Origin of the sequence: Rhizobium sp. Leaf321, assembly GCF_001423215.1 — a bacterium.
Taxonomy (GTDB): Bacteria; Pseudomonadota; Alphaproteobacteria; order Rhizobiales; family Rhizobiaceae; genus Neorhizobium; species Neorhizobium soli.
In genome coordinates this window covers 334,165-360,454 of record NZ_LMOF01000006.1, presented here as the reverse complement: position 1 = coordinate 360,454, position 26,290 = coordinate 334,165, and the positions used below count along the sequence as shown (strand labels likewise).

Here is a 26,290-nt window from a genome sequence, read left to right as displayed (position 1 = left end):
AACGCTTGCATGACAGATATGCATCGGTCCTGAGGGAAACCTCAAGCCCTGCAAACCGTTGAAGCAGTCGCAGCCGTTTCGGCCGCCGAAGGAAAAAGGACAGCAATCATGGCAGAGACAAGCAGCCGGTCAGCGGAACTGGAAATCGATGGCAAGCTGAGGCATTTCGACATTGACGATCCGAAACTGCCCGGCTGGGTGCATGATCACGCGCTGGAATCCGGCGGCTTTCCCTATGACCACAAGTTGGACAAGGAGAAATACGCCAAGCAGCTGGAGAAGCTGCAGATCGAGCTCGTGAAGGTGCAGTACTGGCTGCAGGATACCGGCAAGCGGATGATTGCGCTGTTCGAAGGCCGGGATGCTGCCGGCAAGGGCGGTACGATCATGTCCATCCGCTCCTATATCAATCCGCGATCTGCACGCGTGGTGGCGTTGAGCAAGCCTTCGCCCACCGAGGCGGGCCAATGGTATTTCCAGCGTTACGTGTCGCACTTCCCGACGTCGGGCGAGATCGTGCTGTTCGACCGCTCTTGGTACAATCGCGCCGTGGTCGAGCCTGTCATGGGATTCTGCAAGCCGGGCCAATACGAAGCCTTTATGAAGGACGTGCCGCAGTTCGAGGAGATGATCGTCGACGACGATATCCATCTGTTCAAGTTCTGGCTGGATATCGGCCAGGAAATGCAGCTGAAGCGGTTTCACGACCGGCGCCACGATCCGTTGAAGATCTGGAAGCTTTCGCCGATGGACATCGCGGCACTGAACAAATGGCCTGACTACACCGCAAAGCGCGACCAGATGCTGGAGCGAACACACAGCAAGCTTGCGCCATGGACGGTGGTGCTGGCAAACGACAAGCGGCGTGCGCATCTGAACGTCATCCGCCACATCCTTGGATCCCTCGATTACGAAGGGAAAGACAGGGACGCGATCGGTGAGATCGACGACAAGATCCTCGGATTTGGCAGCAAGTTCCTGAAATAGAGACAGACAGGTGAGCGAGCCGGACGACGTTGTCGTCCGGCGTTCAGGGTTCAGCCTGCGGGCAAAATGCGGACGGAGTAGAGCAGGACCGGTCTGTCGGAACCGTCGAGGCCGGTATTGATCAGGATGCGGCCCGGCGCGTTTGGCGCGATCGCCCGGTCGAAGCTGACCTTGAACAGGGCTTCCAGTCGCTCCTGGGTTGCTGTGAACCGATGTCTTGCGCAGCCCCCAAGGCTGCCGAAATCGCAGCGTATCGACATCTGGACACCTTGGTTGCCGCCAGCCTGGACGGTGACTGCGATGGTGGCCGGCCCGCCTGCCAGGCGCTGCAATACATCCGCCGGAACCGTGACGGCGATATCACCGCCGGTTTGCGGGGTTGCCGACAGGAGCCGAACGGCTGGACCTTCCGAACCGGTTGCAGCCTCTGCCTTTGCCTCGCGACCGACCTGCAGCGTATCGATCTGCTTCGGTTCGAAGACCTGCGCCCATTCATCGGAAAAGCCGCCGCGAGGATCAAAGCGCGCATTGGGACCGGCCTGCGATTGCGACGCCCGGTTGGCGGCCTGCAGGGCCTCGTCCATCACCGACTGAACCAGACCCGAATTATAGAAATACCAGCAGGCGACGCCGACGACTGCAAGCGAGATGATCCATTTCAGCAGCCAGGAGATCAGCCGCTGACGACGGCTCTTGCGCGGCTTGGCTGCAGGGTTCGTCTCGGCGTCGCGCGATCCGCGCCGCTTCCTGCCGCGCTCGGGCTTGGCAACAGGCGGTTGGCCACGTTGCACGCGGTCCGGCTCGACCGAGGTCAGTCCATCCATCTGCGGCACTTCGGATGAAGCCGGACGGAAATCCGGTCGCGCGGCGCCGAGACTTCCGAGATCCCCGGCCGACTGGACATCGTTGGGCTGCCTCTGGTCATTTGCCGGGGATGGCGCGCGTGTTGCGCCGCCGAGACCGGTATCCGGATCGGGGACGGCTACCCTTTCATCCGCAACGATCGGGGCTGCGACATCTGGAGCTGCGGCTCTGGCCGTGGCGGCAGGTGCGACGACCGGGTCGATGACAGGATGAGTGATCTCGTCAGGCTCGATAGCGGGACCGGCCAGCCGGTCCACTTCCTCCGTCTCGATCTCGCGGATCTTTTCTTCCAGCCGCTTTTGCTGCTGCATGACAATCAGCTTGTCGGTCACGCCCTGGCGCTGCAGACCTGCTTCCAGCGCCTGTCGCGCCGACTGATAAATCCGTGCCCGCGTGTCGCCATCGGTCCGATCGGAACGATCAAGGGCATTCCTGATGGCTGTTTCCAAACCGCTCACTGCGGATCCTTCCGATTGTGCATACCCGACTGCCGGCCTTGCTGAAAAGACGGCGTTAATTTTCGGTAACCTCTCCGTCGCCGAACTGCAAGCCGGTGGTCAATGGCCTTCCTTCGCCAAGATTGGGGAGAAGATATGGTTAGGCTTGAGAATGCCGCGGAAACAGCCGCTTATCGACCCGCCAGTGCGCATGGCACGCATACCTTCGCCAGACGGAGCCATCTTTCCCGAGCCGGATGCATCTGCTAAAACCGATCTTACGTGTGCGTAAACGTAAACCAAAAGGAGATTGCCGATGCTTCCGGACGTGCTGAGACAAGGACTGCGAATTCCCGTCGTGGCGTCGCCGCTGTTCATCATCTCGCATCCGGCACTGACCTTGGCGCAGTGCAAGGCCGGCGTTATCGGCGCCTTCCCTGCCCTCAATGCTCGACCGGAAAGCCAGCTGGACGAATGGCTTGCCATGATGACCGAGGATCTTGCCACCTATAATGCGGCCAATCCCGACAGGCCCGCCGCACCGTTCGCCGTCAACCAGATCGTTCATACGTCCAACAGGCGGCTGGAACACGATCTGACGATGTGCGTGAAATACAAGGTGCCGATCGTCATCTCCTCGCTCGGCGCGGTGCCGGAAGTGAATGCCGCTGTTCATTCCTATGGCGGCATCGTGCTGCATGACGTCATCAACAACCGGCATGCGAAGTCCGCGATCCGCAAGGGTGCCGATGGGCTGATTGCTGTCGCAACCGGCGCCGGCGGGCATGCGGGGACGCTGTCGCCCTTCGCGCTTGTCCAGGAGATCCGCGAGTGGTTCGACGGTCCGCTGCTGCTCGCCGGCTCGATCGCCACCGGCGGCGGCATCTTGGCGGCGCAGGCGATGGGTGCCGACATGGCCTATATCGGCTCACCCTTTATCGCCACGTACGAGGCACGCGCCGTCGACGGCTACAAGCAGATGATCGTTGAATCCTCCGCTTCCGATATCGTCTATTCCAACTATTTTACCGGCATCCACGGCAACTACCTGAAGGGCTCGGTGACGGCGATGGGGCTGGATCCGGATGCGCTTCCAAGCGCCGATCCGACCAAGATGGATTTCGACGCGGCAGTGAGCGGACCCAAGGCCTGGAAAGACATCTGGGGTGCCGGCCAGGGCGTCGGAGCCGTCAAATCCGTGACATCAGTCGCAGATCTGGTCGGCCGGCTAGAGCGCGAATATGGCGAGGCCCGCAGCCGTCTTGCTCTTTGACAGCCCATGGACCGCATGCATAAAATTTCATGCCGATCGAAAACCGGCTTGAAATCACGCCCCATTGCCTGTATCAGCGCCTTCACTCGCAGAAGGCAACACCTTGCCCTGCGTAGGCCGCTTTAGCTCAGGTGGTAGAGCACATCATTCGTAATGATGGGGTCAGAGGTTCGAGTCCTCTAAGCGGCACCATTTTTCCCAATACCTCTCATCTCACCACCCCCTCACATCCGCCCCGATGCCTGCAAATCGCGTTCGGCGCGTTCAAGTGCGCTGGTGTTGAGGACCTTGCGCTGGAGGGCGACCGCGACGGCGCGCATGCGGAGGTTGAACCAGCCTTCGCTGCCTTCGTGGTTGCGGCCGCATGATTCGTAGACATCGAGTTTTTCGTAGAGCTGCTGCAGACGGTTCTGGACGCTGCGGAGCGACAGGTGCTTGCGGTGAGCGATCGCCTTGTCGGTGAGGCCGAGCGCGACGTCGATGAGGATTTCGTATTCGACGTCGCTGAGGCCGAGCGAATTGCCGAGGCTTTTCTGCTGGATGCCGCGCACCTCGCGGTCGATGACGCATTGGGATTCCATGAAGACGCTGCGCAGCGCCAGCTTCAACCGGTCTTCGGATGCGGATTTGAGGACATAGCCGTAGGTTGCGCCCTCGGGCACGATGCGTGAGACGCCGCGCACATAGGCCTCGTCGGAATAGTTCGACCAGAACAGTATTTTCGTATCGGGACGTTCGCGCCAGATGGTGCGTGCTGCTTCGATGCCGTTGCGCTCGCTCATCTGCAGGTCCATCACCACATGCTCGATGCGCGAGGAGCGCGCCTGCGCTTCGCCGATGAGGCCGTTTTCGGCCTCCACAACGCTGCGGCACTCGGGAAGGGCCGCGCGCACCGCCTCGTGGAGATAGGAGCGGTGAAGCGCGTCGTCCTCGATGATCAGGACATCCATCATCATCCTATCTCTGCCCCGTTTTTCGGCTGTATCGGAAGGGTCAGCCGCACGAGCGTGCCGCGATCTTTGGCGCTGGTGATCTCGAACCTTGCGGAGATCAGCCGCGCGCGGGTCTTCATGTTGTCGATGCCGTGACCGGCGCGGTTTTCAGGCGCGCCGATGCCGCTGCCGTCGTCCTTGACCTCGATCGAAAGGGCCCTGCCCGCCTGCGTCAGCGCCACGTCGATCCGGTCTGCCTGGCCATGGCGGATAGCGTTGTTGACCGCTTCCTGGACGATCCGGAACAGGGCGATTGCGACCGTCGGATCGAGATCGCGAAGCGTGCCGCCGGTCTCGTCGGTCATCTCCCAGGCGATCGTCTGGCCGCTTTCGCGCACCGACCGCTCCAGATGGTTCTCGATCGCCTCGGCGACGCCGAACAGTTGCAGCACGGTGGGCTTGGCTTCCTCGATGATCTCGCGGAGATCGTGCATGCATTGCTGCATGGCGCGGCAGAGCGGCTCCAGCGCATCGCCCGGCACGCTCGCAACCCCGGTCAGCTTCTCCATGCGGCGCGTCAGCCGGGTGAGGTCGGCGAGCGTCTGGTCATGCAGATCCATGCCGATGCGCTGGCGCTCTGCCTCCAGAGCCTCGGTGAGTTTGAGGGCGCCCAGCCGCAAGCCCTCCTCGCGGGCGCTGGCTTCGGTCTGGATCACGGCCGAGCGCTTGGCCTGTTCGGCAGCCCGTAGCGCGAAGAAATAGGGGGCGAGCAGGTCGGCCACCGCGCGGGCGTTCTCGACATCCTCCATCGTGTAGCAGTCGTATTGCCGGCTGGAACAGCTGAGCGCGCCGATCACGTCGCCTTGGGCTTTGAGCGGAACATGGAGACGGCTTTTGAGCGACAGCTCGATGATGGGGCTCGCAAAGGCGCCGTCGAAATGGAAGCGCGGATCGGTCAGGGCATTGCCCGAGAGAAGATAGTCCACCTCGCCAGCCAGCAGCGTGCGGATCGGACTGCCGGTCAGAAGTGCGGGCGGCTCCTTGCTCCAGGCGGTATCGAGGCCGCTTTCGTAGGCAATATGGTATTTTCCATCCAGCATCTTGATGCAGACATCGAGATGGTCGTGCGGGATGATATGGCTGATCTCCTCGCCCACGGCCTTGATGATCGCATCGAAATCGAGCTGGCCGGCGAGCAATCTCGAAATGCCGAGATAGCGGTCGAACAGCGAGTTGCGCGCCGGATTGAGCATGATCAGGCCTCCTCCCAGGCCTTGGCGACATTAAGCGCCAGCTTTTCAGTCACGTCCTGCGGGAACCCGCAGACTTTGCGCGAAAGCCCGCAGAAAGCGTGCTTGGATGCGCCTGTACAACATTAGAAAACTCCTCCATTCTCGATTTACTGAGCAAAAGGGGCTCAGGGCAATCATTATCTCCGGACACCCGTTGAGGAGCGGCCCGGGGATATAGAGGGAGCTTTTGGGAGGAAATCATGAATATCAGAACGATGCTTGCGGCATCCGTTGCCGTCGCGTGCCTGTGTGGTCCGGCGCTTGCCGATACCTCATCCAAGAAGATCGCGCTTTCCAACAATTATTCCGGCAATTCCTGGCGACAGGCGATGCTGACGAGCTGGGACAAAATCACCAAGGAAGCAGTTTCCAATGGCGTGGTCGCAGCTGCTGATCCGTTTACCACGGCCGAAAACCAGGCGACCGAACAGGCCGCCCAGATCCAGAACATGATCCTGCAGGGTTATGATGCGATCGTCATCAATGCCGCGTCGCCGACCGCACTCAACGGCGCCGTCAAGGAAGCCTGCGACGCCGGCATCACCGTCGTGTCCTTCGACGGTATCGTGACTGAACCCTGCGCATGGCGCATCGCGGTCGACTTCAAGAAGATGGGTGAGAGCCAGGTCGACTATCTCGCGAAGAAGCTGCCGAAGGGCGGCAATCTTCTCGAAATCCGCGGCCTTGCCGGCGTTTCCGTGGACGACCAGATCCATGCCGGCATCCAGGCAGGCGTTGCCAAGCACACCCAGTTCAAGGTGGTCGGCTCTGTCAACGGCGACTGGGCGCAGGACGTGGCCCAGCGTGCGGTTGCAGGCATCCTGCCGAGCCTTCCGGACGTAGTTGGCGTGGTGACACAGGGCGGCGACGGGTATGGTGCGGCCCAGGCATTTGCCGCCGCCAAGCGCCCGACGCCGACGATCGTGATGGGCAACCGCGAAGACGAACTCGTGTGGTGGAAGCAGCAGAAGGACAAGGATGGTTACGAGACCATGTCGGTCTCGATCGCGCCTGGCGTTTCGACGCTCGCCTTCTGGGTCGCCCAGCAGATCCTTGACGGCAAGGAGGTCAAGAAAGACCTCGTCGTGCCGTTCCTCAGCATCGACCAGGCCGGTCTGGAAGAGAGCCTGAAGACCACCCAGAAGGGTGGCGTGGCGAATGTCGAATATTCGCTGGCAGACGCCCAAAAGGTGATCGACGCCAAGTAGCGTCGCCTCCCGCGTGCCGGGCCGCGAGGGCTTCGACCTCTCGCGACCCGGCATGATTTCCCATTCAAAAAACAGACTGCGATCTGCATGAGCGAAACCTTGAACCGACAAGAGGTTGTGGCCGCGCGCGGCGTCCGTGTGACTTTCGGAGCCGTGAAGGCGCTTGATGGCGCCGACCTCGTGATCCACGCGGGCGAATGCGTCGGGCTGGTCGGCCATAACGGTGCCGGCAAATCCACCATCGTCAATGTCATCAATGGCGGCTTATCTCCCCATGAAGGCTCGCTCCGCTACAGCGGCAACGATGTGCGGGGCATTTCGGCTGCGCGTGCCAACGGCGTGCGCTGCGTATTCCAGGAACTGTCGCTCTGCCCAAACCTGACGGTCGGTGAAAACGCCCGCATCATGCATGCGGAGCTGAAAGGATGGAACTGGCGCGGCCGGGCGCTTGCGCTGGTCGAAACCCAGCTGCAGGACATCTTTCCCGGCCATGCCATCGATTGCGACAGCACGGTCAACGACCTCTCGATCGCCGAACGGCAGATGGTGGAGATCGCCATCAGCTTTGCCGGCATCTCGGCGCCGCCGAAGCTGGTCATTCTGGATGAGCCGACGTCATCGCTCGATGCCGGACTTGCCGCACAGCTGATGGCCTATATCCGCAAGTTCGTTGCCGCCGGCGGGTCGGTGCTGCTGATCTCGCATATTCTCGGCGAAATCCTCACCACGTCCAACCGCATCGTTGTGATGAAGGATGGCCGCGTGGTGGCAGATCGCGCCGCTTCAAAATTCAATAACCGCAGCCTTGTCGAGGCGATGGGCAATGTGGTGCGCGAACAGGAGCTTTCCCGCCCCGCGGTTGCGAAGTCGGGCGCTCCGGTGCTTTCGATGCCGGCGCGGCGTGGGCGCGGGCATGGACAGGGAAATGCTTTGCCCTTCGAAGCCTATCGCGGCGAGATGATCGGGCTTGCCGGTCTCGGCGGCCATGGCCAGACGCAGGCGCTGCTCGATCTCTATCTGGCGCGCAACAGCAACTGGTTTCCGACGAAAAAGCGCGACATCGCCTTCGTCGCCGGTGACCGCAGCCTGAACGGCACGTTTCCGCTCTGGAGCATTCTCAAGAACCTGTCGATCGCTTCGCTCGACCAGCTGTCATCGAAGCGGATGATCGATGGCGACCGCGAGACTGCGCTCGGCGAAGGCTGGAAGAAGCGGATCGAGATTCGCACGCCCGACATGGGCAACCGCATCCTGTCGCTTTCCGGCGGCAACCAGCAGAAGGTTCTGTTTGCGCGGGCACTCGCGACCACCGCAGATATCGTGCTGATGGACGATCCGATGCGCGGCGTCGATATCGGCACCAAGCAGGAAGTTTATGAAATTCTGCGCTCGGAGGCCGCCAACGGCCGGACATTCATCTGGTACTCGACCGAGATGGACGAAATCCGGCTCTGCGACCGGGTCTATGTGTTTCGCGAGGGCGCGATCGTCGCCGAACTTGTCGGAGAGGAGATCAGCGAGAAGAGCGTGCTTTCTGCCTCGTTTTCGCAGGGAGAAGCGGCATGAAGATCTCGTCCGGCACCATTCGCCTGATCATTCCCGCCGCATCGCTGGTGCTGCTGCTGGCGGCCGTCTTCTATATGCAGCCGCGTGCCATGAGCTATAACGGCCTCAACCTGCTGTTCAATCTAGCGGTGCCGATCGCGCTTGCGACCATCGCCCAGATGCTGATCATGTCCGTCAACGACCTCGACCTGTCGATGGGCACGTTTGTGAGCTTCTGCGCCTGTGTCGCCGCAACGCTTTTGCAGACCTCGCCGGCACTCGGCATCCTGATCCTGCTCGGAGCGATCGCGACCTATGCCGTCATCGGCGTCGTCATCCATCTGCGCGAACTGCCGTCGATCGTCGTTACGCTCGGGATGAGTTTTGTCTGGGGCGGGCTTGCGGTGCTGATCCTCCCCTCGCCTGGCGGTACGGCACCGGGTTTTGCGCGATGGATCATGACCGCCAAGCCGCCGCTCGTGCCGATGGCGATCGTTGCCAGCATCCTGATCGCCGCCGTTACCCATTATATCGTGATGCGCTCGTCGTTCGGGGTTCTCATGCGCGGCGTCGGCGGCAACGACCGTTCGGTTGAACGGGCCGGCTGGTCGGTGATCGGCATCCGTGCCGGAACCTACGCGCTGGCCGGGCTGTTTGCGGTGCTTGCCGGCATCGCGCTGGTGGGGCTCACCACCTCTGCCGATGCCAATATCGCCCTGCGCTACACGCTGCTTTCGATCGCCGGCGTCATTCTTGGTGGCGGCGAGTTCGTCGGCGGAAAGGTGTCGCCGATCGGGGCCGTCATCGGGGCGCTGACGCTGACGCTTGCCGGATCGTTCCTCTCCTTCATGCGGATTTCGCCGGACTGGCAGATCGGCGCGCAGGGTGCGATCCTGATCGTCGTGCTCGCCCTTCGCCTCGCCCTCAACCGTCTCGAAAAGCGGGAGAAGAGCCAATGACCATGCAACGTCTTCTCGTCGCCAAGCCTTGGATCTGGTCGTTTGCAGCGACCGCCATCGTCTGGATCATCACCGTTCTCTTTACCGGCGGGGCAAGTTCGTTCGGCCTGTCGCAGGCAGCGCTGACCTTTGCGGCCTTTTCCGTCATCGTCGGCATCGGCCAGATGTTCGTCATCACGCTCGGGCCGGGCAATATCGATCTATCCGTGCCGGCGACGATGACGCTGTCAGGCACGCTTGCCCTGAAGCTGATGGATGTGCAGGACGGCATGATCGTCGTCGGTCTTCTTGCCTCTGTTGGCATCGGCCTCGTCGTCGGGCTGGGCAACTACATCCTGATCAAGCTCTTGCGCATTCCGCCGATCATCGCGACGCTGTCGATGAGTTTCATCGTGCAGTCGGTGGCGATCTGGAGCAATCGCGGCCTACGCATCAAGCCGCCGGAAACGCTGGCGGAATTCGCCACATCCGGTCTGTTCGGCATTCCCAACGTGGCGCTGGTGGCATTGATACTTTCGGCCGGAGCATGGGTGCTACTTGAGAAGTCGATCTACGGCCGCTGGATCTCGGCGATCGGCCAGAGCACGTTTGCAGCCCGCATGACCGGTATCCCTGTCGATGGCACGCGGCTTGTCACCTATATGCTGTGCGCGGTTCTCGCTTCCGTCTGCGGTTATCTGCTGGCGAGCTTCTCCGGAGGTGCTGCGCTCAACATGGGCTCGGAGTACCTGCTGATGTCGATTGCCGTCGTGGTCATCGGCGGCACGGCGGTGGCGGGCGGAAATTCGAACATACCGGGCATCTGGGGCGCCTCGCTGTTCATGTTCCTGGTCGTGTCGATGCTCAACACCTATGGTTTCGGCGCCGGTGTGCGCCTCATCCTTACCGGCACGATCATCATCGCCGTCATTCTTCTGGCCGGCGGTCGGCAATCGGGCCGATAATCTTCAAACAGTTCAGACAGTTTCAACCGGACGCAATGCCATGTCGCAGACATCTTCACATTACGAAATCCACGACGACCGCTTCCGGCATCTGATCGTTCCGAGTTCAGGCCTGGAGGAGCTCTATTCCGACTGCCGCTGGGCGGAGGGGCCTGTGTGGTTTTCCGATCTGCAATGCCTGATCTGGAGCGACATTCCCAACCAGCGGATGCTGCGCTGGGTGAAGGACGGCGGCGTTTCGGTGTTTCGCACCCCCTCCAATTTCACCAACGGCAATACCCGCGACCGGCAGGGGCGGCTTGTCTCCTGCGAGCATGGTGGTCGCCGCGTCACCCGCACCGAGATCGACGGCTCGATCACCGTGCTTGCCGAAAGCTATGAGGGCAAGCGGCTGAATTCGCCCAACGACGTGGTGGTACGCTCGGATGGCAGCGTCTGGTTCACCGACCCGACCTATGGCATCAAATCGGATTACGAGGGTTTTCGCGCCGAGCCTGAACAGGCGACCCGCAACGTCTATCGGCTGGATCCGCAAACCGGCGAGATCGATGCCGTGGTGACCGATTTCGGCCAGCCGAACGGGATTGCCTTCTCGCCGGACGAAACGATCCTCTATGTGGCCGACTCATCCTCCAGCCACGACCCGTCCGCGCCACGTCATATCCGCGCCTTCGATGTCGTGGACGGCAGGCAGCTTAAAAACAGCCGGGTATTCTGCGATATCGACAACGGTCTGGCGGACGGGTTCCGCGTCGATGTAGCAGGCAACGTCTGGACGAGCGCCGGAGACGGCGTTCATTGCTTCGGTCCCGACGGCAAGCTTTTGGGGAAAATCCTGCTGCCGCAGACGGCGGCGAACCTCACGTTCGGCGGCCCGCGGCGCAACCAGTTGTTCATCACGGCGACGAAATCGCTCTATGCGATCTTCCTTGCAACAACGGGCGCCGGCGTTAGCTGAGCAAGTGTAAAATTAGCAAAACGCAATCCATGGTGAGGCAAGCTTCGGTTATTATTCAACAACCCGTCGCTCACCGCCAAGGAGCGTCATTCGGGAGGATTGGCTACCCGCCGTAGGCGGTCCTCCCGTCATTCACGCGTCACGCGATACCAGTCACGCGCTCCGCGAAAAATCAGCCAGCTGATACGTCCGCATCCTGTTCTGCAAACATCATCTGCAGTTCCATCTGGACGGCATGCATGAACAGTGCGGCCTGCCTTGAGATTTCCTGGTCGTCAGCGCCGCGCTGGCGCATGGACCGTGCAAATTCCGCCATTTCCGTTCTCCAGAACTGGTTGGCGGCGTGGCCATGAAGATCACTCAGGGTTTCAGCACATCGTCTGACATCACCAGTGCGTCGATCGGCCGGGAACTGTAAGAGCGTCATTTCAACTCCGTAAATACCGGGCGAATCGCCCGTACTGAGCGAAACAATGAGCTTTACTCCTTCACAAAAGCTGAACGAGGCTCGCAGAGGTGCGTTTCCAAACCTCGCGAAATCGTTAATACATTAGTTTTTCTAGATATTCGGCGATTGCCATCGACGATGTCAGCCCGGGCGACTCTATTCCGTAGAGCGCCGCATACCCCGGGTGACCCGTCTGCTTCGGTCCCTGAATGATGAAATCTCCCCCGCCGCCTTTCTTGGGACCGACGACCTTGGGGCGGATGCCGGAATAGGCGGGAACAAGCGTGCCATCGGCAAGATCCGGCCAGTAGCGGCGGATGGCGGAATAGAACTTCTGCGATCGATCGGGATCGACGTCATAGTCGACCCTCTCCACCCATTCGACGTCAGGGCCGAACCGTGCCTGACCGGCCATATCCAGCGTCAGATGCACGCCGAGCCCGCCGGGTTCCGGCACCGGATAGATCAGCCGTTGCGCCGGCGCGCGTGCGGACAGTGAGAAATAGGATCCCTTGGCATAATGGCGTTCGGGGATGGTCGTGGGGTTGAGACCTTCGAGACCGGCGGAGATGCCCCACGCGCCGAGGCCCGCCGCATTGACGACCAGCTTTGCGTCGACATCAACCGGATCGGCTCCACCGACCGACAGGCGCACCGAATCGTCCCGCAAGGTGCCGCCAAGAACCGGAGAGTTGAGGACGATGCTGCCGCCGTGGTTCTCGATATCGGCGATATAGGCTTCCATCAGCCGGTGGCTGTCGATGATGCCGGTCGAGGGCGAAAGCAGCGCCTTGAAGCCGCGGATCTGCGGCTCCATAGCGGCCAGTTCCGCGCCGTCGATCAGCCGGCAATCCTCGACGCCATTGGCCGTTGCCTGCTTCAGAAGTTTCTCGAGGTAGGCGACCTCTGTCTCGCTGGAAGCAACGACGAGCTTGCCGCAGCGCCGGTGGGGAATGCCGCGCTCCTCGCAGTACTGGTAGAGACTGTGTTTGCCGGCGACCGACAGTGACGCCTTGAGACTGCCTGTCGCGTAATAGAGTCCGGCATGGATGACTTCGCTGTTGCGGGCGGAGGTAATGCTGCCGGTCAGTGATTCGGCCTCGAGCACGATCACCTCGCGGCCGGAGAGCGCAAGGCGACGCGCGATCGCCAGCCCCACCACACCGCCGCCGATGACGACGCAATCGAGCTCCAGTATTTCCGCCATGCCCACTCTCGCAGTTTCCGCCTTCCACGCGGCATGACGGATGTTATACGAGAAATCCGGTGAGGCCAGAGGAGGAAAGCCAGTGCTGAAGATCGTATTCCTGGATCGCGACACGATCGGCCCTTCGGTAACGATCACAAGGCCGGGGTTTGCGCATGAGTGGATCGAATACGGCAAGACGCCTGAAGATGACGTCGCAGCGCGGATTGCCGATGCCGATATCGTCATCACCAACAAGGCACCGGTGCGTGGCGCCTCGATCGCTCAGGCATCGCGGCTGAAGATGATTGCGGTCGCAGCGACAGGCTATGACGTGATTGATCTGGCAGCGGCAAAGGAGCGCGACATCGTCGTTTCGAACGTGCGCGGTTATGCGGTCAACACGGTTCCGGAGCATACATTCGCGCTGATCTTTGGGCTGCGCCGCTCGATCATCGGCTTCCGTCAGGACGTGATCGACGGCGAATGGCAGCGGGCGAACCAGTTCTGTTTCTTCAAGCATCCGATCAAGGATCTTGCCGGCTCGACGCTCGGCATTTTCGGCGGCGGGACGCTTGGCAAATCGGTGGCACGGATCGGCGAAGCGCTGGGCATGAGCCCGCTGTTTGCCGATCGCAAGGGATCGACGGAGGTTGCGCCGGGCTATACGGCGTTCAATGAGGTGCTCGAGCGCGCCGATATCATCACGTTTCATATGCCGCTGACGCCCGAGACCCGTGACATGATCGGCATCGAAGAGTTCCGGCAGATGAAGCGCAAGCCGCTGGTCATCAACACGGCGCGCGGCGGGCTGGTGAACGAGGCCGACCTGGTGACGGCACTGAACGAGGGCTTGATCGGCGGGGCGGGCTTCGACGTGCTGACGAAGGAGCCTCCGGCACCGGACAATCCGCTGCTTGCCGTTCTCGACCGGCCGAACGTGATCGTCACGCCGCATGTCGCCTGGGCAAGCGACGAGGCGATGCAATCGCTCTGGGCACAGGTCATCGACCATGTGGAGAATTTCGAGAAAGGCGCACCCTCCAACGTTCTGTAGACAGTGTCGGTGGGTGGAGGTCTTGATCAATGCAGCGAACGGAAGCCGTCACGCGTCGCAGCCTTGCGGAAACAACGATGGAGGATGCAGCCGCCGCCTTCACCGAAGGCTTTCGCGGCTATGTGGTGAAATTCACGATTTCGCCTGAGGCGTTCTCTTTGCGCATGGCGCGTGAAGATGTCGACCCTGAAGCAAGCGAAGTGTTTTTCGACGGTGACAAGCCCGCCGGGACCCTGCTGATTGCGCGACGTGGGCGACGGTCGCGCGTCAGTGCGCTCGGCATCGGCCCGACGATCCGCGGTCAGGGCCTCGGGACCCGCGTCATGACGGATGCGATTGCCGCTGCAAGGGCACGGGGCGATGACGTCCTTATCCTCGAAGTGATCGATTCCAATATCCGCGCTCGTGACCTTTATCTGTCACTCGGCTTCGAGATGTCCCGCAATCAGGTCGGCTTCAGCCGCAGCCGGACACGACCGGTGCCGGAGGTTCCGCCCGCGGCCGAATGCGAATATATGGAAGCGGCCGCGATGCTGTCCCGGTTTGCGGATGCAAACCCGACGTGGCAGACCGATCCGGACTGTTTTCACCATCCCGGGTCACCGCTGAGAAGTTTTTCGATCGGGACGAAGGCTGTCGCTTTGCTTGATGATACGAAGGATGACGTGCGGATCTATGGTTTCGCGGTCGATCCGGCGGAAAGGCGCAAGGGTCTCGGCCGCGCCTTGGCCGACAGCCTCGCGGCGCGCTATCCCGGTCGCAGGCTATATACGGCGGAGAATATTGCAGCTGGGTTGCTTGATCCCTTCATGCGCCGCATCGGATGGCGACGCAGCCGGCTGACGCAGTCCGAGATGGTGCTGAGGCTGGATTGAGCGGAAACGCAAAAAGGCCTCGCACGCGGCGAGGCCTTTCGATCAAAAGTAGCTTATTGAGCGACTACATCCAGTATGGCGGGACGCCGTAGTAGTCGTAAACCGACTTGTCCTTCGCGCTATAGAAGCTGTCGTCGTCGATATCCTTGTAGCGCGGCGCTCCGGAAATCTGGTCCTTGGTAAGGTCGATCCGGTAACCGTCCAGCTCCTCGTCGTAGTGAAGCTTTTCCCACGGCAGCGGATAGTAATCGTCACCAATGCCAAGGAAGCCACCGAAGCTCAGGACGGCGTAGGCAACGCGGCCACCCTTTTTCTCCAGCAGAATTCGCGCAATCGAGCCGATCCGCTTGCCATCGGCGCCGTAAACTGCGGTGCCTTCGACCTTGTCGCTGGCAATCAGCGAAACGGTATCCTTGACATAGGGGTCCTGCCCCGCACGCGGTTCATGATGCATCATAACGCAACTCCTTTTTGTCGTGTCGTTATGGTTGAAAAACGGCTTGCGGCCGTGGAGGTTCCGCACTTTGCGTCCAAAAGCTTGTCGAGTATCAAGTCTCGGCACATTGACGCTTACGTCAAAGTTAGATAGCAATTCACGATAGGTTGCGCTGGTCTGTTGGGGCTGACGCATGGCATAATCATCGACGATGGCCGGCGGAGGAGGAAGCCGCCAGCCAGCTGCGCCTGATGCGCGCAGATCGATATGGGAGGAGACGCAGATGAGCGAATTGTCCAAGCAGCCCGCCACAGCGAGGGAAAAGATCTGGCTTGCCAGCTACCCGCCCGGCGTTCCCCCCGAAATCCCACCCCTGGCACATGCTTCGCTCGGCGCTCTATTCGAAAATAGCTGCGCCCGTTATGCCGATCGCCCGGCCTTCTCGAGCATGGGCAAGGCCATCACCTTTCGCGAGCTTGAAGCCGAGAGCCGCAAGATCGGCGCCTGGCTGCAATCGACGGGCTTGCAAAAGGGAGACCGGGTGGCGGTGATGCTGCCGAACATCCTGCAGAACCCTGTCGTTGTCTACGGCATCCTTCGGGCAGGCTATACGGTCGTCAACGTCAACCCGCTCTACACACCGCGCGAACTGCAATACCAGCTGGAGGATTCGGGTGCCAAGGCGCTCTTCGTACTGGAAAACTTCGCCCATACGGTAGAACAGTCGCTTGCTGGCACCGATGTGAAGCATGTGGTCGTAGCAACGATGGGCGACATGCTGGGCCTCAAGGGCCATATCGTCAATCTCGTCGTGCGAAAGGTGAAGAAGCTCGTTCCGAACTGGTCGTTACCCTCGGCGACAAGCTTCAAGCAGGTTCTCTCCGACGGATCGGGCAAAACCCTGACGCCGCAGGATGTGGGACCACAGGATGTCGCGTTCCTGCAATATACGGGCGGCACGACGGGTGTTTCCAAGGGCGCGATCCTGACGCACGCCAATCTTCTTTCCAACGCATCGCAGATGGGCCTGTGGCTGGACACCGCCTTCCTGACAAAGCCGCGTCCGCCGCAATTGCAGTTCCTATGCGCGCTACCCCTCTACCACATTTTCGCGCTGACGGTGAATTCGCTGATGGGGGTTGCGACCGGCAGCCACAATATCCTGATTGCCAATCCGCGCGATATCCCGGCCTTCGTCAAGGATCTGCAGAAATACAAGATCCACGTCTTCCCCGGGCTCAACACGCTGTTTAATGCGCTGATGAACAATGCCGATTTCCAGAAGCTGGACTTTTCGGCGCTGCTGCTTGTGTTCGGCGGTGGCATGTCGGTGCAGCGGCCGGTCGCCGAGCGCTGGCTTGAGATGACCGGTTGCCCGATTACCGAAGGCTACGGCCTGTCCGAGACGTCGCCGGTCGCCACCGCCAACCGGATGGATGTCCAGGGATTCACCGGCATGATTGGCTTGCCGATCTCGTCTACCGATATCTCGATCCGCGACGACGACGGGCTGGAGGTCGAACTCGGCGGCGTCGGCGAAATCTGCATCCACGGCCCGCAGGTGATGGCCGGATACTGGAACCGGCCGGACGAGACGGAGAAGGCGATGACCCCGGACGGATTCTTCCGCACCGGCGACATGGGCTACATGGACGCTGCCGGCTATATCAAGATCGTCGATCGCAAGAAGGACATGATCCTTGTCTCCGGCTTCAACGTCTATCCGAACGAGGTTGAGGAAGTCGTGGCGAGCCATCCGGGCGTGCTGGAATGCGCAGCAGTTGGCGTCAAGGACGAACATTCCGGCGAGGCGGTCAAGGTGTTCGTCGTGCGCCGGGATCCGGAACTGACCGAGGCCAATATCAAGGCGCACTGCATTGCCAACCTGACAAACTACAAGCGCCCTCGCTTTATCGAGTTCCGCGACGCGCTGCCGAAAACGAATGTCGGAAAAATTCTGAGGCGCGAGCTTCGGCAATAGCCATTCGTTGCGCGGCTGCGACAAGCGCTGCCCAACTGCCCCCGTCCGACGAGAGATCACCCGTTTGAGGTGGACCTTGGACGCCTGCTCCGTTAGCCGTTAAGGATAATTAACTTTTTGGCATGTGGAGTTCGCTTGGATAAAAGCGCTGGACCCTTTCGTTGCATCGTCATTGCTGCGCTCTTGGCAGCCGCCCTTTCGGGCTGCGCCGGGCGGCCTGAAGGCGTGCTCGTTCCAGCCGCGGCAGGGGCTGCGGAAACCAAGGGCATATCCAAGGTAGACGTTCTCGTCGCCACCACCCGCCGACCCTCCGAGACGCCGGGCGTGCTGTTTTCCGGAGAGCGCGACAAGACCCCGAGCGTGACCGAAATCAGCGTCTCGATACCCCCCGATTCCGTCCGCAAGATCGGCGAGGTCCAGTGGCCGAAAAAGATCGTGGCGGATCCGACCAAGGAATTTGCGACGCTTTCGGTCACGCCGCTCTCGCCGCAGCGTGCCAGTGAGTGGCTGCGCGGCAACCTGCCGAAAAGCCGACGGGTAATGGTGTTCGTGCACGGGTTCAACAACCGCTACGACGACGCCGTCTACCGTTTTGCCCAGATCGTCCACGACAGCGGCACCGATGTGGCACCGGTCCTCTTCACATGGCCGTCGCGCGGCAGCATCTTTGCCTATAACTACGACAAGGAAAGCACCAACTATTCCCGTGACGCGCTGGAAGACATGCTGAGCCGGCTTTCCAAGGATTCCCAAGTCAGCGAAGTAACGATCATGGCGCATTCGATGGGTTCATGGCTGACAGTCGAGGCGCTGCGCCAGATGGCGATCCGCGACGGTCGCGTGGCACCGAAGATCACCAACGTCATCCTTGCCTCGCCGGATCTCGATGTCGACGTGTTCACCAACCAGTTCTCGGCGCTTGGTCCCAAGCATCCGAAATTCACGTTGTTCGTTTCGCGCGATGACCGTGCGCTCAATCTGTCGCGACGGATTTCGGGCAATATCGATCGGCTCGGGCAGGTGGATCCGACCGTCGAACCCTATCGTACCGAATTCGAGAAGGCCGGTATTACCGTGCTCGATCTGACGGCGCTGAAGGGGAACGATCCGCTCAACCACGGCAAGTTCGCCTCAAGCCCGGATGTCGTGAAGCTGATCGGCAACCGGCTGATCGCCGGCCAGGAAGTGACCGACAGCGATGTCGGACTTGGCGAGCGCCTGGGTGCTGTGGCGCTCGGCACGGCGCAGACGGTCGGCAGTGCGGCAAGCGTTGCCGTCTCAACACCGATCTCGATCTTCGACCCGCGCACGCGGCGCAACTACGCCGAACAGGTGGATCGCTTCGGCCGCGCCATCGGCAACACGGCCGAAAGTGCCATCGTTCCGTAAGGCCAGAAGTCCAGGCACGCAGCGAACATCGCGCGCAGCGCTTGATTTGAACGCGAAAGCGAATAGGTTCCCACGCATCCATCCGAATGCGAGGAACGTCCATGCAGACCATCGTCAACGAGCTGAAATCCACTGCCGAGAAGACAAATGCCACGGATATCCGCGCGGCTTTTGCTGCTGATCCCGGCCGGTTCGGGAAATTCAGCGTCAGCTTCGACGACCTCACCATGGATTATTCCAAGACTGCGGTGGACGACGACATCCTCGCTTTGTTCGAGACGCTGGCCGAAGCTGCCGGTGTTGCGAAAAAGCGCGACGAGATGTTTTCGGGCGTCGCCATCAACTTCACGGAAGACCGTGCCGTTCTTCATACCGCCTTGCGCAACCGTTCCAACGCTCCGGTGATGGTCGATGGCAAGGACGTGATGCCGGATGTCAACGCCGTGCTTGCGGCGATGGGCAAATTCGCAGACGGCATCCGCTCCGGCAGCCTGAAGGGCGCAACGGGCAAGGCGATCACCGACGTCGTCAACATCGGCATCGGCGGCTCCGATCTCGGCCCGGTCATGGCTACGCTTGCACTTGCGCCTTTCCATGACGGCCCGCGCGCACATTTCGTTTCCAATGTCGATGGCGCCCATATCGCCGATACGCTGAAGCATCTCGACGCCGAAACGACGCTGTTCATTGTCGCGTCCAAGACCTTCACGACGATCGAGACGATGACCAATGCCGCCACGGCCCGCAAGTTCATCGCCGACAAGCTGGGTGACGATGCGGTGAAGCATCATTTCTGCGCGGTCTCGACGGCGCTCGACAAGGTTGCCGCCTTCGGCATCGACCAGGACCGGGTGTTCGGCTTCTGGGACTGGGTCGGCGGTCGCTATTCGATCTGGTCGGCGATCGGCCTGCCGCTGATGCTTGCCGTCGGTCCTGAGAATTTCGGCAAGTTTCTCGATGGCGCGCATGCGATGGATACCCATTTCCGCACGGCGCCGACCGCGCAGAACCTGCCGATGCTGCTTGGCCTGATCGGCTTTTATCACCGCAACGTGCTGGATTACCCGACCCGCGCGATCCTGCCTTATGACCAGCGGCTCCTGCGCTTTCCGGCCTATCTGCAGCAGCTCGACATGGAATCAAACGGCAAGGGCGTGACGATCGACGGCACGCCGGTTGAGGGCAATTCCGGCCCGGTCGTCTGGGGCGAGCCCGGCACCAACGGCCAGCACGCCTTCTACCAGCTGATCCACCAGGGCACGAGCGTCATCCCGACCGAGTTCATGATCGCAAAGACAGGCTTCGAGCCGGAGCTTCGCCATCAGCACGATCTGCTGATCGCCAATTGCCTGGCGCAGTCGGCGGCCCTGATGAAAGGCCGGACACTGGATGAGGCCAAGGCGCAGCTGGCAAAGGCCGGCATGGACGACGCGAAGGCCAGCCACATCGCGCCGCATCGGGTGTTCACCGGCAACCGCCCGTCGATCACCTTCGTGTACGAGAAGCTGACGCCGTTTGCGCTCGGCCGGCTGATTGCGCTCTACGAGCACCGGGTCTTTGTCGAAGGCGTGCTGTTCCGCATCAATTCCTTCGACCAGTGGGGCGTGGAGCTTGGTAAGGAACTGGCGACAGGTCTTTTGCCCGTCGTGCAGGGCAAGGCCGCCGCTGACGACCAGGACGGCTCGACGCAAGGTCTCGTGAAGGCATTGATTGGCTGAGACGCCTTAGGATGAGCCGGGTTCGCCCGGCTCATCCTTGATACCACGGAAGCGCATGCCGGACTCGTCGTGATTGGCGATCCGAGCAACCAATAGCTCCTCACCGAGTTTGTGAAGGCGCGGACATTTTTGCCGTTGCAGGCGAAACGCCCAAAGTCTGACCAGGAGCCAAGACAATGCAATCGATCGTCTTCATACAGCCGCTCGTCGCGCTCATCGCGGGGATTGTCATCCTTCTGATGCCGCGCATTCTGAATTACGTGGTGGCGCTCTATCTGATCTTCATCGGCGTTACTGGCCTTTGGCCCAATGTGATGCAAAACATCCCGATGCCAAATTAAGCCTGAAGTCCTGCCGCTGCTTCGTTCATCAACGAGGACAGTCGGCAGGCGACAAGGTCCTTCTCAGAGCCCGATCTCTTTCGCGAACGGCGGGTTTGCCCCTGCCCGCGAGACGGTGACTGCCGCAGCCTTGGCGCCGAGTGCCAGAAGGGCCGCGATCTGATCCTCCGACAGGCTTGCGATCTGCGGCTTGGTAAGGAGGTTCTGCATTTTCAGGGATGCCAGCACACCGGCGTCGAACGTATCACCGGCACCGACCGTATCGACCACCGTCACCTTCTCGCTCGGCACGGTCACCTTGTGATTGGCGGTGTAGCCGACTGCACCATAGGCGCCGCGGGTCACGACGACGAGCTTTGCGCCGTGATGCAGCCAGTGGCGGGCAAGCGTGTCCTCATCGCCTTCAAGGCCGAACCAAGCGAGGTCCTCGTCGGAGAACTTGACGATATCAGACATCGCCGCCATGCGGTTGATGCGGGCGAGATGCGAGGCCTTGTCCTTGATAAAGCCGGGACGGATGTTCGGATCGAGAGAGATGACGCGCTTGCCCTGCTCGCGGGCCATCAGCGCTTCGTAGGTCGAGCCACAGGGTTCCGGAATGAGGCTGATCGCGCCGAAATGCAGGGCTTCGCAATCGTCGCCGATCGCTGGCAGGTCGGCCTCTGTGATCATGCGGCCAGCCGTTCCCTCGTCGTAGAAGGCGTAGGTAGCATGGCCATCCACCAACTTCACGAAGGCGATGGTGGACGGGCGGGCGGTGATGGCGCAGTAGCTGAAATCGACATTGCTGCCGCGCAGCGTGTCGCGCAGCACATCCCCCATCATGTCATCGGCAAGGCCCGTGAAGAAGCCCGTGTCCACGCCGAGGCGCCCGAGCGCGATGGCCGTATTGAAAATCGCACCACCGGCATAGGGCGCAAAGCCCTTTTCGCCGAGCGTCGTTTCACGCGGAAGCATGTCGATAAGAGCTTCGCCGCAGCACAGGATCATTGATTTCCTCCCAAGGAATTTGCCTGTTTTCGACAGGAATAAGCGAGCTTTTGTCCGTTGACCAGAGCAAAAGCTCGCGTTCCGCGAATGCTTAGCGGGGCAGTTCGCTGATGCCGCCGTTGCGGGCCGACCATGCCAGCGGGGCATCCAGAAATGCCTCGACTTCCGACAGCGTGTTCTCGTCGAACAGCTTCTGGTCGCGGGCGACCGAAAGCACGTTGCGCCATGTGGCGATGTGGTGGAACTGCACCTTGCCATCGGCAAACCGCAGCGCGCCCTCGTCAAAGATACCGTAGTAGAACAGGGCCATGCCATGATCGACGACGCCGCCGGCAGCGCGGATGGCATCGATGAACTTGAACATCGAACCGCCGGCCGTGGTCAGATCCTCGATCACGAGGACGCGTGAACCTTCGGGCAGGTTACCCTCGATCTGGGCGTTGCGGCCATGGCCCTTGGGCTGCTTGCGCACATAGATCATCGGCAGCGCCAGGCGATCTGCCAGGAGGGCTGCGAATGGAATACCGGCTGTCTCGCCGCCTGCGATGCAATCGAACTTTTCAAAGCCGGCGTCACGCAGAAGCGTCGACACGGCGAAATCCATGATGGTGGAGCGGATGCGCGGGTAGGACAGCAGCTTGCGGCAATCGATATAGACCGGGCTCATCATGCCTGAGGCAAACTTGTAGTGCTTTTCGGCATTGAAATGCACCGCACCGATTTCCCACAGCATCTTGGCCATGAGTTCGGCCATAACGCTACGGTCCGGAAATGTGGTCTGAATCATGCGCCCGCTCCTTTGCTCGATTCATCGTGTCGCAAGTCCCTGCGGAAAGGCCGCATGACATTCTCGTCGGAACTGCATCTAGAAACCACGCGCCGCAATATCAGCAAGCGGGAGACCGCGCCAGCGCAAGGCGGGTACGATTTACTGAATTCAGGCGTTTTCAGGCGCTTGTGCGATTTTCGCCCGACGACACTGACCGCAGGTAGCCTGAGACCTGGACGCGGTCACGCCCGGCCCGCTTTGCTTCGTAAAGTGCCGCATCGGCGAGGCTAAGCACAGTTTCGAAAAGCACGCCCGATTGGGAACCCACCGCGATTCCGGCGCTGACCGTGCAGCGCACGCGGTCAACCCCGACTGTGATGTCACGGGCACCGAAACGATTGCGGATATCGTTGGCGATCCGCTCGGCGCGCCCCGGCAGAACATTGTCGAGAAGGACGGCGAATTCCTCGCCGCCCAGTCGCGCGGTGTTGGGGCCCGGCGTTTCCACCAGCAGATCCTCGGCAAAGATCTTCAGCACTTCATCGCCGACTGCATGACCGTACTGGTCGTTGATTGTCTTGAAACGGTCGATGTCGAACACGATGACTGCGGTGGAGGTGCCCAGCATCCGACCGCCGTTGCGCTCGAACATGGCGCGGCGGTTCATCAGTCCGGTCAGCGCATCGGTCATTGCCTCGCGCCGATGGAGCGCTGCCATGCGCCACTGGTGAAGCGCCAGCGAGAGCGCGCCGATGCCTGTCATGCCGGCGATGCAGATGCCGATATTGAGCGTCTCGGCCCAGTTGTTCGGGGCGTGACCCAGCACCCATTGCTGGTTGGCAATGAGGACGGATGCACACAGAACGAAGGAAAATCCGCTCATCGCATAAAGGATGGCCATGCCGGTCAGCGGACCGGGCGCTTCGCTGCGCGCCAGCCAGTATTGCCATGCCGTACCGCCAAGAAGCAGCGCTGCTGCAATGTTCATCAGGATGAAGCCCAGCCCGTCGAGACCGCCGATCATCAGCGGCAGACCCGGGGCGATCGCCGCGAGCGCCAAAAGTGCGGCAAGCCGCCAAGGCTTTGCACCGGTGCGGAACTGCACGGAAGCACCGTATATCACGCTGAGGCCGGAGATCATGAACACGTATGCGACGGATGCGGTCAGGGTACCGGCTTCGGCCGTATAAAAACCATAGGCGAAGATGCCGGTTACCGTCATGCTCAATGCGATGACCAGCGTCAGCAGGAAAGAATCGGTCCGCCTTGAAAACCAGGTGCCGAACAAGGTCACCATCAGGCACGCGGCAGAAACGCCGAGTGCAAGCAGAAGAGATTTATAGTCTAGCGTCATGCCGGCAAACTCTTCGGTGATCGAAGTCAGGTAACGGGCGGAAAACTATCTCCCGTTTGTCTCCAAATTATTACCAAGCAACCGTCAAGCTTAAATTTCCTGCCAAATGCCGTTTAGGTTTCAACGACTTCCCAGTGCAGCGGAAACATCGGATCAAACACGGTGATGAGGCCAGCCCCCGTGTCCCGTTTGTCCGGGAAAGCAACCGGATCAGCCTGGCGAACCATCGAGATGCTTTCTTCGTTGGGCGCCAGGCCATACCAAGCAGGGCCGTTCAGCGAGGTGAAGGCTTCGAGCTTGTCGAGCGCGTTATCCTGTTCGAACACATGGGCAAGGCAGCTCATGGTGTTGAGCGAGGTATAGATGCCGGCGCAACCGCAACCGCATTCCTTCAGCGGATCCACATGCGGCGCCGAATCGGTGCCGAGGAAGAAGCGGGCATCGCCGGAAGTCGCCGCGGCTCTCAGTGCCAGGCGATGGTTTTCGCGCTTGGCGACCGGCAGGCAGTAATAATGCGGGCGGATACCGCCCACCAGAAGCGCGTTGCGGTTGATGATCAGGTGATGCGTGGTGATCGTTCCAGCCAGATTGGAATCGGCCGACTTGATATAGTCGATGCCGTCGGCCGTGGTCACATGCTCCATCGTCACCTTCAGTTCCGGCAGGCGCTTGCGCAGCGGATCGAGAACGGTCTCGATGAAGACGGCTTCGCGGTCGAAGATATCGACGTCCGGCGTCGTGACTTCGCCGTGTACGCAAAGCGGCAGGCCGATCTTTGCCATGCGCTCCAGCGCCGGCATCGCCTTGTCGAAATCGCGCACGCCACCATGCGAGTTGGTGGTGGCACCGGCGGGGTAGAGTTTGACTGCGGTGATCAGGCCGCTGTTCTTGCCGTCTTCGAGATCATTGGGATCGGTCTGTTCCGTCAGGTACAGCGTCATCAGCGGTTCGAACCGGTCGCCAACAGGCAGCGCCGCCATGATCCGTTCGCGGTACGCTCTTGCGTCTGCGGTCGTGACCACCGGCGGGACCAGATTGGGCATGATGATCGCGCGCGCGAAATGCCGGCTGGTATCGCCGATCACCCCTTCGAGAACCGCGCCGTCGCGCAAATGCAGATGCCAGTCGTCGGGGCGGCGGATACTGATGGTATTCATGGGGCCTCTGGGCGGTTGTTGGCGCTGGAAGAGTTCATCCCCCTTAGCATTAACATTCCGCTCAAAACAATCACCGCGACAACAAACTGACGCGGACGATAGTGTGGAACCCCATCACTACACGCCCCGATTACACGCAAATGTGCACAGGCTGGATACCATTTATCAATGAAAGCTTAAGATCGGCAGGAACCAGTCCGCATTTCCGGCGTTCGTCCACCAATCGAACAGTTCTACCAGCCGGAGCAAGAAGATGAAATCCCTTAATTCGAAAGTCAACAGGGGATTGGCAATTGCAGCAGGCGCTGCCGCAGCTTTCTGTGCATTGACGGTTTCCCTGAGTGCCCAGGAGCGTTCCAACCTCCTCGTGACTGTAGCTCTTCAGACCGAGTGCGACCAGCTTGCCGGCAGCCCGTTCGACGAGCAGCGCAATGGTTCATTTGCTCCGGTCGATATCGCAAACATCGACGTGAAGGCCGTTGATGCGTGCCGCACCGCTTACGAGGCGACCGGCAACCCGCGTTTCGCCTATCAGCTGGGCCGCGCGCTCAACAATTCCGAACAGGCCGATCAGGCGATGACGGCTTATAATGTAGCTGCAGAAGCAAACTACCCTGCAGCCAAGGTCAACTTCGGCATGCTGATGGGCCGCTTGGGTGACGAGCAGCAGGAATTCCGTCTCTATACCGAAGCCGCAAACGGCGGTAACCGGCTCGCAGCCTACAATCTTGGCGTCGCCTATCGCGATGGCCTGGGAACTCAGGTCGACGTCACCAAGGCGCTCACTTGGTTTGAAAAGGCAGCTGCTGAAGGCGACGATACCGCTGCGTTCAACATAGGCGCGATTTATGACGAAGGCACGATGTTGCCGGCCGACGATCAGACGGCGATTGCTTGGTACGATCTGGCTGCACAGCGCGGCAATACCGATGCGATGATCAATCTCGGCCTGATGTACGAAAGCGGCGAGGGCATTACGGCCGACGCGCAGAAGGCGGTCGACCTCTATCGCAAGGCTGCCGAGAAGGGCGACCTGTTCGGCGCACAGAAGGTCATGGAATTCCAGGAACTCGGCATGATCCCCGCTCAGCCGAAGCAGGACATGAACGAGGGTATGAACACGCTGGTTCTGAAGCAGGGCGACATTGAGACTCCTGCCAAGAACGGCAGAGATATCTAAGACCGTCGAG

General features: G+C 60.8%; 24 protein-coding genes and 1 tRNA gene. 15 read left to right on the top strand and 10 right to left on the bottom strand.

Annotated features, from left to right (window positions below; translation table 11 throughout):
• The first annotated feature begins 108 nt into the window (after nucleotides 1-108).
• Nucleotides 109-987, top strand: coding sequence for a polyphosphate kinase 2 (gene ppk2 / locus ASF70_RS08180; RefSeq protein ID WP_062453936.1), 879 nt, complete (start codon nucleotides 109-111; stop codon nucleotides 985-987).
• Nucleotides 988-1,037: 50 nt separating this feature from the next.
• Here the strand turns inward: ppk2 and ASF70_RS08175 are convergent, their stop codons facing one another.
• Complete coding sequence (locus tag ASF70_RS08175; RefSeq protein WP_156461797.1) at nucleotides 1,038-2,309, bottom strand: hypothetical protein; 1,272 nt, start codon at nucleotides 2,307-2,309, stop codon at nucleotides 1,038-1,040.
• Between the two features lie 295 nt (nucleotides 2,310-2,604).
• Between ASF70_RS08175 and ASF70_RS08170 the strand changes: the two genes are divergently transcribed.
• Both ASF70_RS08170 and ASF70_RS08165 read left to right on the top strand, forming a co-directional pair.
• A complete protein-coding gene (locus ASF70_RS08170) occupies nucleotides 2,605-3,561 on the top strand; it encodes a nitronate monooxygenase family protein (protein ID WP_062578944.1) in 957 nt (318 codons plus the stop codon).
• Nucleotides 3,562-3,677: 116 nt separating this feature from the next.
• Nucleotides 3,678-3,753: transfer RNA gene (locus tag ASF70_RS08165), tRNA-Thr, on the top strand.
• A 32-nt stretch (nucleotides 3,754-3,785) separates the two neighbouring features.
• On the opposite strand, the gene ASF70_RS08160 is transcribed toward ASF70_RS08165, so the two are convergent.
• Nucleotides 3,786-4,511 carry a response regulator transcription factor gene (locus tag ASF70_RS08160; protein WP_062580135.1) on the bottom strand — a complete coding sequence of 242 codons (726 nt, stop codon included), beginning with the start codon at nucleotides 4,509-4,511 and terminating at the stop codon, nucleotides 3,786-3,788.
• A 2-nt stretch (nucleotides 4,512-4,513) separates the two neighbouring features.
• Entirely contained in the window at nucleotides 4,514-5,746 is a 1,233-nt protein-coding gene (locus tag ASF70_RS08155) for a sensor histidine kinase (protein WP_062578942.1), read from the bottom strand.
• A 239-nt stretch (nucleotides 5,747-5,985) separates the two neighbouring features.
• On the opposite strand from ASF70_RS08155, the gene ASF70_RS08150 reads away from it, so the two are divergent.
• The 5 genes from ASF70_RS08150 to ASF70_RS08130 all read left to right on the top strand — a co-directional run bounded on the left by ASF70_RS08150 (nucleotide 5,986) and on the right by ASF70_RS08130 (nucleotide 11,399).
• Nucleotides 5,986-6,993: a substrate-binding domain-containing protein gene (locus ASF70_RS08150; protein WP_062578940.1), complete on the top strand. Its 1,008-nt coding sequence runs from the start codon at nucleotides 5,986-5,988 to the stop codon at nucleotides 6,991-6,993.
• A gap of 87 nt (nucleotides 6,994-7,080) precedes the next feature.
• Nucleotides 7,081-8,559 carry a sugar ABC transporter ATP-binding protein gene (locus tag ASF70_RS08145; protein WP_062578938.1) on the top strand — a complete coding sequence of 493 codons (1,479 nt, stop codon included), beginning with the start codon at nucleotides 7,081-7,083 and terminating at the stop codon, nucleotides 8,557-8,559.
• Complete coding sequence (locus tag ASF70_RS08140) at nucleotides 8,556-9,497, top strand: ABC transporter permease (protein ID WP_062578936.1); 942 nt, start codon at nucleotides 8,556-8,558, stop codon at nucleotides 9,495-9,497. Before ASF70_RS08145 ends, ASF70_RS08140 begins: the two co-directional genes overlap by 4 nt.
• Nucleotides 9,494-10,441, top strand: a complete 948-nt coding sequence (locus ASF70_RS08135; RefSeq protein ID WP_062578935.1) for an ABC transporter permease — start codon at nucleotides 9,494-9,496, stop codon at nucleotides 10,439-10,441. The genes ASF70_RS08140 and ASF70_RS08135 overlap by 4 nt, the downstream gene beginning before the upstream one ends.
• A gap of 40 nt (nucleotides 10,442-10,481) precedes the next feature.
• The gene (locus ASF70_RS08130) at nucleotides 10,482-11,399 is read left to right on the top strand and encodes an SMP-30/gluconolactonase/LRE family protein (RefSeq protein WP_062578933.1); all 918 of its coding nucleotides are present in this window, start codon (nucleotides 10,482-10,484) and stop codon (nucleotides 11,397-11,399) included.
• Between the two features lie 172 nt (nucleotides 11,400-11,571).
• Here the strand turns inward: ASF70_RS08130 and ASF70_RS08125 are convergent, their stop codons facing one another.
• Nucleotides 11,572-11,826, bottom strand: a complete 255-nt coding sequence (locus tag ASF70_RS08125) for a DUF6074 family protein (protein WP_062453958.1) — start codon at nucleotides 11,824-11,826, stop codon at nucleotides 11,572-11,574.
• 115 nt (nucleotides 11,827-11,941) lie between these two features.
• Nucleotides 11,942-13,054 carry an NAD(P)/FAD-dependent oxidoreductase gene (locus ASF70_RS08120; protein WP_062578931.1) on the bottom strand — a complete coding sequence of 371 codons (1,113 nt, stop codon included), beginning with the start codon at nucleotides 13,052-13,054 and terminating at the stop codon, nucleotides 11,942-11,944.
• Between the two features lie 85 nt (nucleotides 13,055-13,139).
• Between ASF70_RS08120 and ASF70_RS08115 the strand changes: the two genes are divergently transcribed.
• Both ASF70_RS08115 and ASF70_RS08110 read left to right on the top strand, forming a co-directional pair.
• A complete protein-coding gene (locus ASF70_RS08115; protein WP_062580134.1) occupies nucleotides 13,140-14,090 on the top strand; it encodes a D-2-hydroxyacid dehydrogenase in 951 nt (316 codons plus the stop codon).
• 29 nt (nucleotides 14,091-14,119) lie between these two features.
• On the top strand, nucleotides 14,120-14,965 hold the full coding sequence (locus tag ASF70_RS08110) for a GNAT family N-acetyltransferase (protein ID WP_062578929.1): 846 nt from the start codon (nucleotides 14,120-14,122) through the stop codon (nucleotides 14,963-14,965).
• Nucleotides 14,966-15,029: 64 nt separating this feature from the next.
• On the opposite strand, the gene ASF70_RS08105 is transcribed toward ASF70_RS08110, so the two are convergent.
• Nucleotides 15,030-15,422, bottom strand: a complete 393-nt coding sequence (locus ASF70_RS08105; RefSeq protein WP_062453961.1) for a PRC-barrel domain-containing protein — start codon at nucleotides 15,420-15,422, stop codon at nucleotides 15,030-15,032.
• A gap of 262 nt (nucleotides 15,423-15,684) precedes the next feature.
• Here ASF70_RS08105 and ASF70_RS08100 point away from each other — a divergent pair, with 262 nt between their 5' ends.
• The 4 genes from ASF70_RS08100 to ASF70_RS23570 all read left to right on the top strand — a co-directional run bounded on the left by ASF70_RS08100 (nucleotide 15,685) and on the right by ASF70_RS23570 (nucleotide 20,830).
• Nucleotides 15,685-17,382 (top strand): long-chain-fatty-acid--CoA ligase, encoded by a 1,698-nt coding sequence (locus ASF70_RS08100; RefSeq protein ID WP_062453962.1) that lies wholly within the window; start codon nucleotides 15,685-15,687, stop codon nucleotides 17,380-17,382.
• Between the two features lie 135 nt (nucleotides 17,383-17,517).
• On the top strand, nucleotides 17,518-18,771 hold the full coding sequence (locus tag ASF70_RS08095; RefSeq protein ID WP_062578927.1) for an alpha/beta hydrolase: 1,254 nt from the start codon (nucleotides 17,518-17,520) through the stop codon (nucleotides 18,769-18,771).
• Nucleotides 18,772-18,872: 101 nt separating this feature from the next.
• Nucleotides 18,873-20,489 carry a glucose-6-phosphate isomerase gene (gene pgi / locus ASF70_RS08090; protein ID WP_062578925.1) on the top strand — a complete coding sequence of 539 codons (1,617 nt, stop codon included), beginning with the start codon at nucleotides 18,873-18,875 and terminating at the stop codon, nucleotides 20,487-20,489.
• Nucleotides 20,490-20,665: 176 nt separating this feature from the next.
• On the top strand, nucleotides 20,666-20,830 hold the full coding sequence (locus tag ASF70_RS23570; protein ID WP_082471821.1) for a DUF3096 domain-containing protein: 165 nt from the start codon (nucleotides 20,666-20,668) through the stop codon (nucleotides 20,828-20,830).
• Between the two features lie 63 nt (nucleotides 20,831-20,893).
• Here the strand turns inward: ASF70_RS23570 and ASF70_RS08085 are convergent, their stop codons facing one another.
• From ASF70_RS08085 to pyrC, 4 genes are all read right to left on the bottom strand, one after another.
• Nucleotides 20,894-21,820 carry a carbohydrate kinase gene (locus tag ASF70_RS08085; protein WP_062578923.1) on the bottom strand — a complete coding sequence of 309 codons (927 nt, stop codon included), beginning with the start codon at nucleotides 21,818-21,820 and terminating at the stop codon, nucleotides 20,894-20,896.
• A 91-nt stretch (nucleotides 21,821-21,911) separates the two neighbouring features.
• Nucleotides 21,912-22,607: an orotate phosphoribosyltransferase gene (locus tag ASF70_RS08080; protein WP_062453965.1), complete on the bottom strand. Its 696-nt coding sequence runs from the start codon at nucleotides 22,605-22,607 to the stop codon at nucleotides 21,912-21,914.
• A gap of 160 nt (nucleotides 22,608-22,767) precedes the next feature.
• Entirely contained in the window at nucleotides 22,768-23,943 is a 1,176-nt protein-coding gene (locus ASF70_RS08075; RefSeq protein WP_062578921.1) for a GGDEF domain-containing protein, read from the bottom strand.
• 113 nt (nucleotides 23,944-24,056) lie between these two features.
• Entirely contained in the window at nucleotides 24,057-25,100 is a 1,044-nt protein-coding gene (pyrC, locus tag ASF70_RS08070) for a dihydroorotase (protein ID WP_062578919.1), read from the bottom strand.
• Between the two features lie 253 nt (nucleotides 25,101-25,353).
• Here pyrC and ASF70_RS08065 point away from each other — a divergent pair, with 253 nt between their 5' ends.
• The gene (locus ASF70_RS08065) at nucleotides 25,354-26,280 is read left to right on the top strand and encodes a tetratricopeptide repeat protein (RefSeq protein ID WP_082471820.1); all 927 of its coding nucleotides are present in this window, start codon (nucleotides 25,354-25,356) and stop codon (nucleotides 26,278-26,280) included.
• The last annotated feature ends 10 nt before the right edge of the window (nucleotides 26,281-26,290 follow it).